The following is a 14838-nucleotide window of genomic DNA, read 5'->3' on the forward strand; positions in this document are numbered from 1 at the left end:
CTTTTCATATCTGGGCGCGTGGTTCCATTCCGGACGCATTTTTTGGGATAATAAACACTATGAGTGAATCCTTTGATCCCCTGTCCGCCGTGCCAAACAATTCTCTGCTGGGGATGTCCTTTACCCCGGATTCTGCAACTGACGAACCTCAAGCTGAGGCCTCCGAAGTGCCTATCCCTGAGGATATCCCCCAAATTATCCGCGTCACCTGGGAGCTTGACTCACAGATTCCACCCTTTGAAAATCGCCTGGAGGGTATGGTGTTTACTTTGCACCGCCTAGCGCAGCTGCCGGAAATTACCCAGGCCAACTTAGAATCCGAGGAACTTGACGCTTTGCGCCAGATTATTGACGAGAATCCCGATGCCTTGGTGGCTTTACCCTTTACCCTGCCCGATGATGGAGACGATTTCCTCCAGCAGCTCCCGCGCTTGGTGTGGAGCGAAAACATAGAAGGTGTCGCGGTGGTTTATGAAACGGATGCCATGTTGACTGCGGCCGAAATGCAAGCCGCACCTCATGAAGCCGAAGAACGGCAACACTACCTCGAAACTATCAAACAGGATCGAGAAAAATCCCGTTTCGTGGTGGCAGCCACCCGCGAGGAATCCTGGTCGGTGGTACATCCCAAGTTCGAATCCGACCCCGAGCATATCGAACAAGGCCCCGCTCTGGTTTTGGATTTATTACAGCTAATTACCAATGGGCGCGACGACAACACTGACGATGCCGGCGATACTAGCGCTGCCGGCGGGGACGATACCTAAGCCCGCCGAATCCTAAGCCCGGTGTCGTGCCGTCCCCGTCACATCCAGTTGGGGGCGCGCCCAGAAGGGTGCCAAGAACCGACAGGCTTCCCGCTCCCCGCTGGCTCCAGGGCGTTTTCCCTTGGCATAGCTAATTGTCAAGAGGCTGCGCGCCCGGGTGATTCCCACATATGTCAGCCGCCGTTCCTCTTCGATTTGGGCATCCGTGGTGGACAGATTGATTGGTAACAGGCCTTCGCTCGCCCCCACCAGGAAAACGGCTTCCCATTCCAAGCCCTTCGCGGAGTGCAATGAAGCCAGGGTAATTGCTTCGCGCGGGATTGAATCTTTCGAAGCGCCGTCCGCTTCAAAACCACTCTTTACCTGGTCTTTTACCACATAAGGCAGACCCATCCGAGCCAGCTCCGTCCCAAATAATCCTGCTTGGGAATTTGTGCGGAACAGTATGGCGATGTCCTTGGGGTTTGTGCCCTGTTTCATGAGGTGCCAGGAACGTTTAGCCACTGTGCTAGCTTCCGTCTGGTCATCTTCGGCGATAAACCACTGGACATCCGGGCCGTCTTCCCGTTGGGAAACTAGCTGTACTGTGCCCCCCAAAGGCCGTCCTGCCGCATCTTTAGCGTCAGCGAGCACTTGATTCGCCAATCCAACTACCTGAGGGGTGGAACGATAGTCACGGGTCAATTCCACCACCTTTGCCTCGGGATATCCCCTGGTGAAGTCGGTGAGGAAACTGGGGGTGGCGCCCGCAAAAGAATAAATAGTTTGGGCGGCATCCCCTACTACTGCCAGGTCGCGACGATGCCCCAACCAACGCAGCAGCAAGTAGTTTTGCAGGGGGGAAACGTCTTGGTATTCGTCGACCACAAAATACTGGTAACGGGCTTGCACCGCTCGTAACACGTCTTCGCGTTCATCGAGCATTCCCGCGCAAACCAACAGGATATCCTCGAAATCCAGGGCTTGCGCCTCAGCTTTGACTTCTTCGTAGGCCGCAGCTAAATCCGCGATGCGCTCTGGGTTCAGATTCGCCACGCCCATCCGGCCGGCCGCACGGGCTGCCTCCACGTATTCGTCGGGTGCTAACAGGGACACTTTGGCCCATTCAATCTCGCCGGCCAAATCACGCACCTGAGCGCGGGATGGATCCAAGCCCAGCCTAGCGGCGGCGGCAGTCACCAGTGAGGCCTTGCCGCTCATGACTCGTAGAATCTCCCCTCCCACCACCTGGGGCCAAAAGAAACGCGCCTGGGCGAGCGCGGCCGAGTGAAACGTGCGAGTTTCGACCCCCGGCACCCCGAGCCCAGTCAAACGCTCGCGCATTTCTCCGGCGGCCTTTTGGGTAAAAGACAAAGCCAGGATATTTTCGGCTGCCACTGCCCCGGTTCGTACCCCGTAGGCAATCCGGTAGGTTATTGCCCGGGTTTTCCCGGTTCCCGCCCCGGCCAAAACGCATAACGCCCCGTGCTGGTGTGTCGCGACTTCTCGCTGCGAGGGGTCGAGCTGTTCTAGCAGCATCTCAGGTTGGTCATTACGCGGTGTCTCCAACAGTTTCTTTCCTTTTGTGGGGTGTTTTATCGGGGTGAGTGTCTTTATCCTAAACGATAGCTCCATCCAGTCAAGAAGTTTTCCACAGGCTGTGGAAACCGACTTGTCAGGAATCCAATTCAGGGTGAACATGGACTCATAAACTACTAGCAAAGGAGAATCATGCGACTTCATGACGGTTTACACGTAGCCAGTTTTCCCGATGGAAAAACGGAAATCTGTGCAGGCATGGACACCTTGTTCAGTTTTCCGGCGTTGCCAGACAAACAGGTACGCTTGCTAAAGTCTTTGGTTTCGGGGATTTCCCGGTCAGATTTTTTCTGCCGAGCCAAAGATATGGGAGTGACTCGCAGCCAGGGCGAGCAACTTTTGGGTCAGCTGCAAGGTGCCGAGCTGATTTCTTTGCGTGCCTCACGTCATCCCCATGGCCCAGACGACTCCGCCTGGCGACGTATCGGGGGGGATGCGATGCGACGCAATTATCGGCACCGCTCGCGGCTGCGGGTAACCCTCAACCAACGAAATCCTTGGAGCCAGATGCTTTCTGAACAGCTTCACGCTGCTGGCATAGGGCAGGTTCGTTTCACCCCGAAGCTGACTCACAGTGATTTGGCGATTTTTCTAAGCTGGGGTTTCCCCAATCCCCTGGATCTTTCTGCGGCGATGCATCATAATCAGCCGTATTTGCCGATAGTAGCGGGTAATGACTATGTGGAGGTTGGTCCTTTAGTAAAGCCGGGTTTCACGCCTTGCGCCAATTGTGTTTCGAATGCGCGTGCGACCTTGGTTTCCCAGTTGCAAGAACGCGTTGCGAGCCTCTCCGGGGTGGATTTTCCGCGGATTGAAACGACTTTAGCCGCAATGGGTAGCTCTGTTGGTATCGCCACCGCCCTAGCTTTTCTTGACCGTCGTGCTATTTTCCCTGGTCGAGTGACCCGGATTGACGTGGATGGGGATATCGAGGTTATGACCTATGAAGCACATGCGAATTGTGGCTGTACGGGTTTACCTCCCGAATTGGAGTTTCCTCCGGAACCGTCGTTTTCTCGGCAGCTGGGTGAAGGGTCGATTTCATGAGGTGCTTACTGCAAACTGTCGCCCTCCGAGTCCGCTCCCGGTTTCAATCCCTTAGCATAACCCAGGGTGCCATCAAGCAGTGCTTCCAGGGACGATTCCAACTCATCAGGGGGTTCTTCGCCGCTGAGTCGTGCCACAAAACCATCCACATCATCGAAATCGCTTTCTTCGGGCAGGATATCGGGGTGATCCCACAGCCGTTCGGCTCCGGCTTCACCCAGTTTCGCCACTAATTTTGTCCACAAGGCGCTGGCTTCCCGCAACCGTTTGGGACGCAGTTCCATACCGATAAGCGCTGCAAAGGTTTTTTCAGCCGGCCCACCGTTGGCGCGCCGCCGATTCATCATCTCGCGCAGCGGAGCGAGTTCCGGCAGCACCCCAGCCAGGCACCGGGTAGTAACGGTATCTACCCAACCTTCCATCACGGCCAAAATCATTTCGAGGCTTTGTTTGGCGGCAGTTTGTTTTCCGGTGGTTTGTGGGGTTAAGAATCCTTTACCCAACAGCTCATCGACAGAATGCAAATCGGTGGGATTAATTGAGTTCAAGGCTTCGTCCATAGCTTGTAAGTCGAAGGTGATGTCTTTGGCAAAGTCGGTAATAGCCTTGGTCACGAATACTCTTAGCCATGGCACCGCGTGGAAGAGTCTTATATAGGCAGCTTCACGAGTCGCTAGGAAATCCAGCACCGGTTGGGAATCGAGGCTACTGTCAGCGGCGAATTTCTCGATGTTTTCAAGAACCAAGGCGGCTTGGTCGGGTTTACCTACTGGCAAACCGATATCGCAAGCCCCAAAAGATTCGGTTGCGAGTGAAGCCCAGGCCTGGCCGAATTGCAAGCCAAACAGATTGGCTGCTAGTGACTTTAACAATCCATCCACCTGCAAGGACTCGGCATTGCCGTCTTTAGAAAACAATCCGAGCAAGTTACGCAGTTCGGCGGAACCATTAGAGATTTCGATACGTAAATCCCCATCCCCCAGGTGATTCTTTAGTGCCGCAGTCATAGCGGCAGCGGTAGATTCCGCTACCGGTGTTACCAAGACTTTCCATACTTCAGCCGAGGCTTCCAGCCATTTTGTCTCATTCCAAGCCTCGTAATCTGCCTGCGGCGGGCTCAGAGTTGTGACCGGGTCGAGCCGTAAATTCGCTTGAGATAGGCCTTCTCGCACTCGAATAGCCTCGGCATGTGTGACCGCACGTGGTTGGGTGCCGATTCTGCCCAGCGCAGTCATTCGAGCGAGTTCCCAGTTCACAGCCTCGCCAGAGTTAGACAACAGGGTTTGTAGTGGGAAAGCAAAAACGCCTTCTCCGCCTTCGAAGAGCGAGAATGGTTCGCCTTGACGGATTTTGTCCTCCATTTCTCGGGCTTTCTTTTCACCAAAGATTCGGCGCAGCATTTCCTGCCAGTCAGAACTATCGTCTTTCATGAGACTATAGTAACCGTGATGAACAAATTTTCACGGAACGGACTGTGCTTTTGGCGACAAGGATTGGAAGAAGTCGTCGTTAACAAGGAATTATGCGCACACAACCCCGACCCAGAAGCTCGGACGCAAAGCGATCCGACTTCCCCGTCAGTTTCCAGAAGCCAGACTCAGCATCGTTCTCGGGGGCTTAGCCAGTGGACGCTTTCCCTGGCGTTAATCCTGGTTGGCTTGTATTTCTTGCTATTTTTCCGCTATCCCGTGGTGATTAACTCTCCCGGACCGACATTTGACGTGCTGGGTAAAACCCGAGACGGGGTGCCGCTGATTGAGATTAAGGGTGCCAAGACCTACCCGGAGGGCAACGGGCAACTACGCATGACCACCGTGTCTTCCCTGGGCGGGCCGGGATCCATGGTGAATGGCTTGGACATTATTATGTCTATCTTAAACCCCGGTTCCGAGATTATCCCCGAAGAATCTATCTATCCACGACAACTAACCAGTAAACAGATTAAAACCATTGGTTTGCAACAGATGGATCAATCCCAACTGGCCGCCGAGTCAGTGGCTTTGAGCTCGCTGGGATACCAAGTTAACATCACTTGGACTGCGGCCGAGGTCCCCAAGAAATCCCCGGCCTACGGGTCACTGAAATCTGGGGATACCCTGGTCAGTATCGCGGCACCGAACCACCCGGCAATGCCGATAAAGACGATTGAGGAACTGCATAAATTCCTAAGAGAGCTCCCACCCGGAACCCAGTTGAAGCTGGAGGTGACTCGCAAAGGAAATCCCGTATCCTTACAGTTCCCTTCAATGGCAGCCGCTACCGGGAAAGGCTCACAACTCGGGGTGTTGCTAAATTCCTCTATCGATGTGCCACTTGATATCAAATTCCATCTCAAGGACGTGGGCGGACCAAGCGCGGGAACCATGTTTGCTTTGGGGATTGTGGAACAGCTAACGGAACAGAGAATTACCAGTCGCCATAACGTGGCCGGAACCGGCACCATTAATTTGGCCGGTAAAGTCGGTCCTATCAGCGGCATTCCCCAGAAAATGGCGGGTGCTAAACAGGATGGAGCCGAGTTTTTTCTGGCTCCCAGCGAAAATTGCGCGGACACCGTGGGACATGTCCCGCAAGGCCTGAAAGTTACTCCTATCACTACTTTCAACGATGCGCTGCGCGCCCTGGAGTTAATCCGACAAGACCGAGGTAAAGATTTACCCACTTGCCCGCAATCCAAGTAAAGATATTAAGCTAAGAACATGAGAAAAGACGGCAGAAGAATCGACCAGCTTCGGAACATGGCTTTTCACCTCGATTGGGTGAGCACCCCCGAGGGAGCAGTCTTGATAGAGGCGGGCAATACTCGAGTCTTGTGTTGCGCCAGTCTCAGTGAGGGAGTACCCCGATGGCGCAAAGACACCGGTTTGGGCTGGGTTACAGCCGAGTATTCCATGCTGCCCCGAGCGACCGCAACCCGTTCCACCCGCGAATCTGTAAAGGGGAAACTGGGGGGACGCACCCAAGAAATTTCGCGCCTTATCGGCCGGTCATTGCGCGCTGGGGTGGACTACACCGCACTGGGGGAAAACACCATCGAGATTGACTGCGACGTTTTGCAAGCTGATGGCGGCACCCGCACGGCGGCTATTACTGGAGCGTGGATTGCCCTGCATCGCGCTATCGAGGAGGGCAAAACCAGTGGTTTCATTCCTGGCGAGCCTCTAAAAGACTCGGTGTGCGCCATTAGCGTGGGGATTATCGACGGCGAGGCTCGCCTAGATTTGCCCTACGAAGAGGATGTTCGCGCCGAAACAGACATGAACGTGGTAATGACTGGGACTGGTAAGCTGATAGAAGTTCAAGGCACTGCCGAGGGCGAGCCCTTCAGCCGCGAGGATTTGTCGAAGCTGTTGGATTTGGCTCAAGGGGGCTGCGCAGATTTGACGCGCGCCCAGAGCGCGGCCACGAAGGCCGCGAAAGGTGCCACCCTAACTTTGATTGATGGAGTTTTAGCATGAGCAGCCACGCAAGCACCGCCGCCAAAGCCCCAAAAAAGGCGAAGCCTATTGCTGTTCCTGATACGGCTCAGGTGGTGATGGCCACGGGTAATGCCCACAAGGTCAAGGAAGTTGCCGAGATTCTGCGTCCCTTGGTGCCGTCTTTGCAACCGGACGGGATTGTTGCCTCTGGCGAGTTGGGTATCCCCAGTCCAATCGAAAACGGGACTTCCTTTTCGGCTAATGCCCTGATTAAAGCCCGCGCCTTAGCCGAGTATGTAAAGTTGCCGATACTGGCAGATGATTCGGGTTTGACAGTAGAGATTTTGGGCGGTGCTCCAGGAATTTTCTCGGCTCGCTGGGCCGGGGCTCACGGTGATGACCAGGCTAATCTGCAGTTGCTTTTAAATCAGCTCTCTGATGTACCTGACCCTCATCGCGGCGCGGCATTCGTATGCGTGGCAGTTTTGTTGCTGCCCAGCGGTAAAACTTATCTTGGCAACGGGGTTATGGGCGGGCGACTCACCACCAAACCCCGTGGAAAGAACGGCTTCGGCTACGACCCAATTTTCATACCTGATGCACAAATCGGGGAAGATAAACGCACAAACGCCCAGCTTTCCGCCAAGGATAAAAACGCAATCTCCCATCGCGCCAGCGCCTTTCGCCAGATCGCTCCCCAGCTGGAGGCTATCTTGGAACGAACCCCGCGCAACACCCTGTTCTAACCCGTTTTGGTAAAGTATTAATTATCACACTAATTATCGACTTTCCTACCCGACATTTCTCTCCAAACACTGGACTTACATCAGGTTTTAATGGCACAATGGTTCCAAGAGACGTGGAACGTCTCCCGGCTTCGGTAAAGAACCTAGCCGCACTTAGTTTCAGGAGGAAATCATGCTTGCTGTCGATGTAGCCGGGGCACTTAACCCGGCGCTAACTAACCAGGCTTTTACCCGTCCGGCTCCCGAGCCAAACGGGAGAGCTGAAAAACCGGAACCCGTCTCAAACACCACCAAAACCGAGGCGGCCGCTACTGGTTCACAAAGCGCACTGAGCGCTAATGTGGCAGAGTTTAAACCTGTGGTCGGGTCTTCGCAACCTACCCAACAGAATCTGCCCAATACCTACAAGTCCTCGAGTTCTAATCTCGACGTACTGCTATAAGTCTCCTCGATTTTTACGCTCACAGAAAGGCACAAACATGAATCCTATTTCCGGCGCAGCTCCCGTCATGGACGCTCAGACTATGAAGGAACTCATGGGGGTCGCGGTTGCGGCTCAAACCCGACAGGCAACTAAGACTGCGATTGCAGCAGCCGTACTGAAGGTTTCCAACCCTTCAACCGGTCTCGACGTGTGGGCTTAGGACGCCTTTCCTAAAGCACTATTTATCCTGAGCTTAAAACTCGACGCTGCGCCAATTGGTTTCAACTATTGGCGCAGCGTTTTCGGGTTAAACCTCCCCCTTCGCTCCCGGCCTCCGGTTTTACCGGACTTCCCACCGCATCGGTTTCATGAGGTGCCACCCCGCATAAAAGCGGATTCCCCCAGCTAAGCCTGGTTCACAACCCCTACTTCCGGACCGAGGAAACGCCGCGCTAAACGAGTAAAAACCTCGGTGTTCCCGGTGGCCAGAAACTGGTAGCGATTACTTTGTTTCAAGGCCACCGGCGAATCCGATTCCACAACAGCACCAGACTCGCCGCCATTTAGAGCCGAAAAGTTAATCTCTCCGGTGGCATCATCTTCATTTAGCCAGTCGTTTTCCAACAAGGTACGGTACACATCACGCGCGGTTTCCTCGGAAGAAGAAACCAAGGTTACCTCCGATCCCATCACATAGTTAATAACCCCGGTCAGTAAAGGATAGTGGGTACATCCTAAAACTAGGGTGTCTACTCCGCCAGCTTTGACCGGTTCCAAATATTCCCGAGCTTTCGCCAATAACTCCGAGCCGGAAGTGATACCACGCTCCACGAATTCCACGAAAGCCGGGCAGGCCTGAGCAGTGACTTCCACCTGTTGATAAGCACCCAAAGCTCGCTGGTAAGTTCCCGTAGCGATAGTGGTGCTGGTGGCGATAACTCCAATTTTCCCGTTATGCGTAGCAGAAACTGCGCGGTGTACCGCCGGGCTGATGACCTCTAGAACAGGAATCCCCAAACGATCATAGCGGGCTCGGGCATCAAACAACACCGCCGCCGAGGCCGTGTTACAAGCAATTACCAGTATCTTCACGCCGTGTTCAACCAGCTTATCCATCACGTTCAAAGCCAGGTGTTTCACGGTTTCCACCGGTTTAGTGCCATAGGGGCTATTAGCGGTGTCCCCGATGTATACCACGGACTCCCCCGGCAACTGGTCAATAATGGCTCGCGCCACGGTCAAACCGCCCAACCCGGAGTCAAAAATCCCTATGGGTGCATTATTCACGCCAAGTCTCCCCCGTTTCCAATCCGGGTTGCTCAACGGCATACATCAAGGTATCCAACCACCACGATAGGGCGTTGTACACACTAGCCAAGGTGATTTCATAGGCCGTATACACCCCGCTTTGCGAATCCGACTCCGCCATCAACTGAACTTCCTCGGCTCGCATCTCGTCCTCGATTCCCAGCGACCATCCCAAAGCCAAACGTACATCGTTGATGGCCGTCACCCAGGTTTTCAAAGCCTCAGGCTTCACCACAATCGGGGCGTGGTGTTCCGCAGCCCAGTACAGCCTGGCCGCCACAGTGCGCATCGCGGTGGTCTTCTTAGCGGCTAAATCCGGGGTAGTAAGAGCTCGCAATTCGGCGGCTTCCTCCAGGTCTTGACTCATGGGTCTTAAAATGGCAGCAATATAAGGATTGGCTGGGGCAGGACGGGTCGCCAGGGGGTCAAAGTCCAGTTCGGCCAGGCGCTGATTGTCCGTCATCCCTGTCGCATTGGACTCCTTTGAGACTCGCCGGGATTTCGAGTCTGGCTCAGAATCCGGGCTGGCACCTCGTGAATCCGAGTCCAAAGAGGCACCCGAGGCACCCCGGTCAGGGTCACCCGACGCGCAGTCAGGGGCGGATTCATGAGGTGCCAGTTCTTCTCGCGAGGCAATCCCCGAAACGGTGTCTACCCCCAACAAGTTTTCAAACATGAGCGGAAAATCCTTAGGCGCTCCCGCATCCAAATCCACCCCCATCATGTCCAAAACAGTGCGTTTTTCTTCGGCTTCCATAGCATTGGACAACTCCGAGAAAATCCCGGCCAACAAGCTAGCTTCATGATCCTCTAGATGCGAAGACCACCCGCTGGTCGGTAAGGCGTGAAATGCGTGCATCTTACCCCCCTAGTCGGCTTCCTGTTCCAAAGTAGCCCACAGACCGTAACCACTCATCGCCAAAACATCGGCTTCCATCTGTTCCCGACTCCCGGCTGATACCACCGCGCGTCCCTGGTAGTGAACCTCTTTCATTAAAGTTTGCGCGCGGTCATGGGAATACCCAAAATACGTCTTGAACACCCAAGTCACATAGGACATCAGGTTAACCGCATCATTCCACACCACCGTGTTCCACTGGCCAGGCAGCACCCGGTCGAGCTCCGCAACGGAACTCGGGGTGTACTCGGTGCCGGGAATTGGATTCACAATTACAGGTTAAGGGTTTAAAGCGCATCTTGCAGGTTGAATCGCGGAAAAATGCCGCAGGTTTTGGTTAAGCCCAGTTCTGTCCCTAGACTACTTAAGTACTTAAACCCTAAAAGGAATTGCTATGTCTAAAGAATTAAACCCAATGCCCACTATCGAAACCGCAACCGGGGCGGGAGGGAACACCCAAACCATGACGATGCCCCAACACAATGTGAAGTTGAAACGCGGCATGCGCCAACGCCACCTGTCGATGATTGCTATCGGTGGATCTATCGGGACGGGACTGTTTGTGGCCAGCGGTGCCACCATCAACCAAGCCGGCCCCGGCGGGGCTTTACTAGCCTATGCCCTGATTGGCATTATGGTGTTCTTTTTGATGCAATCCCTGGGGGAAATGGCAACCTACCTGCCGATTGCCGGATCTTTCGGGGAATATGCCCGCCGTTTCGTCTCGCCTTCCTTCGGTTTCGCAATGGGGTGGAATTACTGGTACAACTGGGCGATTACGGTAGCAGCGGAACTGTCGGCCTCGGCCTTGGTGATGAAGTATTGGCTGCCCGAGACCCCCGGCTGGATTTGGTCGGGGTTATTCTTGACGATTTTGTTCGTAATCAACGCCCTGTCCGCCCGAGCCTATGGCGAAGGTGAGTTTTGGTTTGCGTTAATCAAGGTCATAACCGTGGTGGTATTCCTGGTGGTGGGTATCGCCATGATTCTGGGGATTTTGGGCGGACAGCACGCCAGTTTCGAGAATTGGACTACCGGGGATGCGCCTTTCGTCAACGGTGGAATGGGGATTTTGGCAGTGTTCATGATTGCCGGTTTCTCTTTCCAAGGCACGGAGATGGTAGGGGTCGCGGCGGGCGAAGCCGAAAACCCCGAACACAGCGTTCCCAAGGCCATAAACACTGTTTTCTGGCGGATTCTGCTGTTCTATATCCTGGCGATTGCGGTTATCGCCTTTTTGATTCCCTACACGGATTCACGCCTATTGAACCCCGACGAATCCATCGCCTTGTCCCCCTTCACCTTGGTGTTTGAAAAAGCCGGGGTTTTGGCGGCCGCGAGCGTCATGAACGCCGTGATTTTGACTTCGGTGCTTTCGGCGGGGAACTCCGGGCTTTACGCTTCGACCCGGATGCTGTATTCCTTGGCTTTACAGCATCAGGCGCCACGATTTTTTTCCTACACCACTAGGCGCGGGGTACCGATGAATGCCCTGATTGCCACCACTATTATCGGTTTCTTTGCCTTCTTGAGCTCCCTGATTGGCGACGGCGCAGCCTATACCTGGCTGGTGAATGCCTCGGGTTTGGCCGGATTCATTACCTGGGTGGGGATTGCCTGGTCACACTACAAGTTCCGCAAAGCCTTCCTGGCACAAGGACACCGGGTCGAAGACCTCCCCTTCAAAGCCTCCCTGTATCCCTTGGGGCCACTAATTGCCCTGTTCATGTGCGTATTTGTGATTGTCGGTCAGAACTACGAAGCCTTATTGGGGCGCGGGGATTTCTTGTCACTGTTGTCGTCATACCTGGGTCTGCCGCTGTTTCTTGGACTATGGATAGGACACAAGTTAGTTACGCGGGCACGCCCGGTGGCACCTCATGAAGCCGACTTTACCCGACCCACCGACTTCCAAAGCGCCGTCCTGGCCGGCTCTGTCCAAGATGTCAAGGCCCTGAAAGCGGCACGGAAAGCCAGTAAACAAGCCGATAAATAGCCAGACACAGTTCCGGGGGGCAAGGCAGGCGCGTATAGTGGTAGCTATGCATCAAGAAAAACATCTTTCCACAGCCCTGTTGACCGATATGTATGAACTGACCATGGTGGATTCCGCCCTGGAACACGCAATGGGGTCACGCCAATGCGTATTTGAGGTGTTCACGAGGCGCTTCCCACCATCCCGACGTTTCATGGTGATGGCGGGCGTGGCACGGATTCTAGAAGGACTGCAACGCTTCCATTTCAGCGAAGACCAGCTACGCTACCTGGCAGATAACCGGGTCGTCGGAGCGAAGACCGTGCGATTCTTGGAGAATTATCACTTTTCGGGAGATATTTTCGGCTATCCCGAAGGCGAGGTATTCATGGTGAACTCGCCGATTCTGACCGTGCGCGGATCTTTTGCCGAGGCCTGCCTGTTAGAGACGTATTTGCTGAGCGTGTTGAATTTTGACTGCGCGATTGCCTCGGCGGCCTCCCGGATGACGATTGCAGCACACGGGCGGCCGTGTCTGGACATGGGAGCGCGACGTACTCATGAGCGGGCGGCCGTGTCGGCAGCACGCGCCGCTCAGATTGGCGGATTCGTGGGTACTTCCGACTTGGAAGCCGGGATTCGCTACGGGGTGCGGGCAATAGGCACCGCCGCGCATGCGTTTACGCTGTTATTTGATTCGGAACAAGAGGCTTTCGAAGCACAGGTGAACTCGATGGGACCAGGAACCACCCTGTTGGTGGATACTTATGATGTCGAAACCGCCGTAAAAACCGCCGTAGAAACCGCGCGGGCGGCTGGCGGGGAACTAGGCGCGGTACGTCTGGATTCCGGCGACCTGGTGGCGGGGGCATTCCGGGTGCGCCAGCTCTTGGACGAACTGGGAGCAACCACCACCAAGATAACCGTCACAAATGACCTGGATGAATACGCTCTGGCCGCGCTGGGAGCCGCGCCGGTGGATTCCTACGGGGTCGGCACCAAACTGGTGACCGGATCAGGGGTTCCCACCGCTGCTTTAGTGTACAAACTGGTGGCGCGAGAGGATTCATCTGGAGTAATGCAGCCCGTCGCGAAACATTCCAAGGACAAATCCACCCACGGCGGCCTGAAATGGGCCGGAAGGGTACTGGAAAGCCAAACCGCGCAAAGCGAGCTGTTGGTAACCGGTTTGAGCCGCGAGAAAGCCCGGGATTACTTTGCAGAACACGGGGCGCGGGCTTTACAAGAATCTTTTGTGTCCTGTGGGGATGTTGATTTGTCCTGGACGGGTGCAGCGGCGTTGGAACGTGCCCAGCAACGCCACGAGGATTCCCGCAATGAACTGCCGTATCAGGCGTGGCGCCTGTCCGAAGGCGAGGTCGCGATTCCAACGAAGCTGGTGCAGTTGTAGTTTTCGGGAGCCCCGGATATCCCAGTGTCGAACCTGGGCTTTTACCATACCTTCATGCTATTATGTTGGTGGGGAATTATTACCGAAGCTGTCCCAAATATGCTAGTTCCCAGCGAATGGCCAACCGGGATTATCGGAACCCCCGCCGTGCATAGAGTTCATAATTTCCTTGCACACGGGGCAAATCGGGAAATTCTTGGGGTCGCGCATCGGCACCCAAACTTTCCCACACAACGCCACCACTGCCTGGCCAGTAACAGCCGAAGCCGTAATCCGGTCTTTGCGCACATAGTGGGCATAGCGTTCATTATCCCCCGGGTTCTTTTTCAGTTCGGTTTCGGTGCGTTCCAAAACCGCTGTTCCCCCCATGGGTTGCTTTTCCGTTGCTGATTCGCTCATATCCCCCATTATAGCCGTTAGAGGATGGCACCTCATGAACGGGAAAGCTCCGCACTCCAGCGAGCTGAACCGTAAACTGCGTCACCAAAGGCGACCGGGGCGAAGCACCGTCCCAGCGATTCGGGCGCCAGGAACCCTTGTGGGTGTAAGAAACCGGCCGACTCACACACGGAGGCGGCCGGTCAATGCTGGGAAGCAGACTACTGGGTAACAGCCTTCTTCAAAGTGGAACCAGCAGAAATCTTGACACCGAATCCAGCGGGAATCTTGATTTCTTCGCCGGTACGCGGATTGCGACCAGTACGAGCGGCGCGAGAGACGCGTTCCACGTTCATCAAGCCGGTAACCTTGACGGTTTCGCCCTTCTTCAGGGACTCAATCAAGATGTCCTGGAAAGCGGAAAGCGCGGCGTCGGCCTCGGTCTTGGACAGTGCGGCACGCTTGGCGATTTCAGCAACAAGTTCAGTACGATTCACGGACATTGGTTTCCTTTCGGATAGTTGAATCTAGGGTTCCACCCTGTGTGGAACCATCTCTATGAGACTACGCAAATTTAGCCCATTTGTCTCGTTTTTAGCAAAAAATTCGCGAATTTCCCGCGTGTTTTTTGGGAACAGCGTCACTTCTGTAACATTTTGGGGCGGTTTTCGGGTAATTTTGGGGTTTCCGTGGCGCTCGGAACACTGATTTCGTCTGTACTGCTTTGATAGCCTGACAGAGGGTGTGGCGGAATTCCCGACCAAGGATATCCTGCCCGAGAAACTGGCTTTATTTATCCGACAAGCCCTATGCCTCCGACATCCCCCCGTGAAACCGGCGTCACAGCCGCAGTGAAGTCACCCCTCAATGCCGTCAAACTAATAATG

16 protein-coding genes are annotated in these 14838 nt (G+C 54.8%); 9 read left to right on the forward strand and 7 right to left on the reverse strand.

The window, feature by feature from the left end:
* Positions 1-59: 59 nt before the first annotated feature.
* The gene (locus HMPREF0577_RS05380) at positions 60-767 is read left to right on the forward strand and encodes a hypothetical protein (RefSeq protein ID WP_004012714.1); all 708 of its coding nucleotides are present in this window, start codon (positions 60-62) and stop codon (positions 765-767) included.
* 12 nt (positions 768-779) lie between these two features.
* On the opposite strand, the gene HMPREF0577_RS05385 is transcribed toward HMPREF0577_RS05380, so the two are convergent.
* Positions 780-2489 (reverse strand): ATP-dependent helicase, encoded by a 1710-nt coding sequence (locus tag HMPREF0577_RS05385; protein WP_004012715.1) that lies wholly within the window; start codon positions 2487-2489, stop codon positions 780-782.
* On the opposite strand from HMPREF0577_RS05385, the gene HMPREF0577_RS05390 reads away from it, so the two are divergent.
* The gene (locus tag HMPREF0577_RS05390; protein ID WP_004012716.1) at positions 2478-3392 is read left to right on the forward strand and encodes a hypothetical protein; all 915 of its coding nucleotides are present in this window, start codon (positions 2478-2480) and stop codon (positions 3390-3392) included. The genes HMPREF0577_RS05385 and HMPREF0577_RS05390 overlap by 12 nt on opposite strands.
* Positions 3393-3397: 5 nt before the next feature.
* Here the strand turns inward: HMPREF0577_RS05390 and HMPREF0577_RS05395 are convergent, their stop codons facing one another.
* Positions 3398-4822, reverse strand: a complete 1425-nt coding sequence (locus HMPREF0577_RS05395) for a zinc-dependent metalloprotease (protein ID WP_004012717.1) — start codon at positions 4820-4822, stop codon at positions 3398-3400.
* Positions 4823-4840: 18 nt separating this feature from the next.
* Here HMPREF0577_RS05395 and HMPREF0577_RS05400 point away from each other — a divergent pair, with 18 nt between their 5' ends.
* The 5 genes from HMPREF0577_RS05400 (at position 4841) to HMPREF0577_RS11560 (ending at position 8201) form a co-directional block, all read left to right on the forward strand.
* The gene (locus HMPREF0577_RS05400; protein WP_004012718.1) at positions 4841-6073 is read left to right on the forward strand and encodes a YlbL family protein; all 1233 of its coding nucleotides are present in this window, start codon (positions 4841-4843) and stop codon (positions 6071-6073) included.
* Between the two features lie 18 nt (positions 6074-6091).
* On the forward strand, positions 6092-6850 hold the full coding sequence (rph, locus tag HMPREF0577_RS05405) for a ribonuclease PH (RefSeq protein ID WP_004012719.1): 759 nt from the start codon (positions 6092-6094) through the stop codon (positions 6848-6850).
* A complete protein-coding gene (gene rdgB / locus HMPREF0577_RS05410) occupies positions 6847-7557 on the forward strand; it encodes an RdgB/HAM1 family non-canonical purine NTP pyrophosphatase (RefSeq protein WP_004012720.1) in 711 nt (236 codons plus the stop codon). Before rph ends, rdgB begins: the two co-directional genes overlap by 4 nt.
* 172 nt (positions 7558-7729) lie before the next feature.
* Positions 7730-7999: a hypothetical protein gene (locus HMPREF0577_RS05415; RefSeq protein ID WP_004012721.1), complete on the forward strand. Its 270-nt coding sequence runs from the start codon at positions 7730-7732 to the stop codon at positions 7997-7999.
* A 37-nt stretch (positions 8000-8036) separates the two neighbouring features.
* Positions 8037-8201: a hypothetical protein gene (locus HMPREF0577_RS11560; protein ID WP_004012722.1), complete on the forward strand. Its 165-nt coding sequence runs from the start codon at positions 8037-8039 to the stop codon at positions 8199-8201.
* A gap of 185 nt (positions 8202-8386) precedes the next feature.
* Here HMPREF0577_RS11560 and murI read toward each other — a convergent pair whose 3' ends face one another.
* Genes murI through clpS form a run of 3 tightly spaced genes read right to left on the reverse strand, consistent with a single transcriptional unit; the run spans position 8387 to position 10457 of the window.
* Positions 8387-9268, reverse strand: coding sequence for a glutamate racemase (murI, locus tag HMPREF0577_RS05420; protein ID WP_004012723.1), 882 nt, complete (start codon positions 9266-9268; stop codon positions 8387-8389).
* Entirely contained in the window at positions 9261-10148 is an 888-nt protein-coding gene (locus HMPREF0577_RS05425; protein WP_004012724.1) for a DUF2017 family protein, read from the reverse strand. The genes murI and HMPREF0577_RS05425 overlap by 8 nt, the downstream gene beginning before the upstream one ends.
* A gap of 9 nt (positions 10149-10157) precedes the next feature.
* Positions 10158-10457, reverse strand: coding sequence for an ATP-dependent Clp protease adapter ClpS (gene clpS / locus HMPREF0577_RS05430; RefSeq protein WP_004012725.1), 300 nt, complete (start codon positions 10455-10457; stop codon positions 10158-10160).
* Positions 10458-10581: 124 nt separating this feature from the next.
* On the opposite strand from clpS, the gene HMPREF0577_RS05435 reads away from it, so the two are divergent.
* Together HMPREF0577_RS05435 and HMPREF0577_RS05440 are read left to right on the forward strand one after the other, a co-directional pair.
* Positions 10582-12183: an amino acid permease gene (locus HMPREF0577_RS05435; RefSeq protein ID WP_004015093.1), complete on the forward strand. Its 1602-nt coding sequence runs from the start codon at positions 10582-10584 to the stop codon at positions 12181-12183.
* Between the two features lie 46 nt (positions 12184-12229).
* Positions 12230-13573, forward strand: a complete 1344-nt coding sequence (locus tag HMPREF0577_RS05440) for a nicotinate phosphoribosyltransferase (RefSeq protein ID WP_004012727.1) — start codon at positions 12230-12232, stop codon at positions 13571-13573.
* Positions 13574-13675: 102 nt separating this feature from the next.
* Here HMPREF0577_RS05440 and HMPREF0577_RS05445 read toward each other — a convergent pair whose 3' ends face one another.
* Positions 13676-13972, reverse strand: coding sequence for a DUF3039 domain-containing protein (locus tag HMPREF0577_RS05445; protein WP_036342505.1), 297 nt, complete (start codon positions 13970-13972; stop codon positions 13676-13678).
* Between the two features lie 200 nt (positions 13973-14172).
* Positions 14173-14454, reverse strand: a complete 282-nt coding sequence (locus HMPREF0577_RS05450) for an HU family DNA-binding protein (RefSeq protein ID WP_004012729.1) — start codon at positions 14452-14454, stop codon at positions 14173-14175.
* Positions 14455-14838 lie beyond the last annotated feature (384 nt).

It is taken from the genome of Mobiluncus mulieris ATCC 35243 (genome assembly GCF_000160615.1).
GTDB classification, from domain to species: domain Bacteria; phylum Actinomycetota; class Actinomycetes; order Actinomycetales; family Actinomycetaceae; genus Mobiluncus; species Mobiluncus mulieris.

Coding starts and splice junctions, on each gene's coding strand:
- HMPREF0577_RS05445 (WP_036342505.1), bottom strand. CDS start 13,972: ATGAGCGAATCAGCAACGGAAAAGCAACCCATGGGGGGAACAGCGGTT.
- HMPREF0577_RS05440 (WP_004012727.1), top strand. CDS start 12,230: ATGCATCAAGAAAAACATCTTTCCACAGCCCTGTTGACCGATATGTAT.
- rph (WP_004012719.1), top strand. CDS start 6,092: ATGAGAAAAGACGGCAGAAGAATCGACCAGCTTCGGAACATGGCTTTT.
- HMPREF0577_RS05385 (WP_004012715.1), bottom strand. CDS start 2,489: ATGAAGTCGCATGATTCTCCTTTGCTAGTAGTTTATGAGTCCATGTTC.
- HMPREF0577_RS05380 (WP_004012714.1), top strand. CDS start 60: ATGAGTGAATCCTTTGATCCCCTGTCCGCCGTGCCAAACAATTCTCTG.
- rdgB (WP_004012720.1), top strand. CDS start 6,847: ATGAGCAGCCACGCAAGCACCGCCGCCAAAGCCCCAAAAAAGGCGAAG.
- HMPREF0577_RS05435 (WP_004015093.1), top strand. CDS start 10,582: ATGTCTAAAGAATTAAACCCAATGCCCACTATCGAAACCGCAACCGGG.
- HMPREF0577_RS05450 (WP_004012729.1), bottom strand. CDS start 14,454: ATGTCCGTGAATCGTACTGAACTTGTTGCTGAAATCGCCAAGCGTGCC.
- HMPREF0577_RS05390 (WP_004012716.1), top strand. CDS start 2,478: ATGCGACTTCATGACGGTTTACACGTAGCCAGTTTTCCCGATGGAAAA.
- HMPREF0577_RS05425 (WP_004012724.1), bottom strand. CDS start 10,148: ATGCACGCATTTCACGCCTTACCGACCAGCGGGTGGTCTTCGCATCTA.
- HMPREF0577_RS05395 (WP_004012717.1), bottom strand. CDS start 4,822: ATGAAAGACGATAGTTCTGACTGGCAGGAAATGCTGCGCCGAATCTTT.
- HMPREF0577_RS05400 (WP_004012718.1), top strand. CDS start 4,841: ATGAACAAATTTTCACGGAACGGACTGTGCTTTTGGCGACAAGGATTG.
- HMPREF0577_RS05415 (WP_004012721.1), top strand. CDS start 7,730: ATGCTTGCTGTCGATGTAGCCGGGGCACTTAACCCGGCGCTAACTAAC.
- HMPREF0577_RS11560 (WP_004012722.1), top strand. CDS start 8,037: ATGAATCCTATTTCCGGCGCAGCTCCCGTCATGGACGCTCAGACTATG.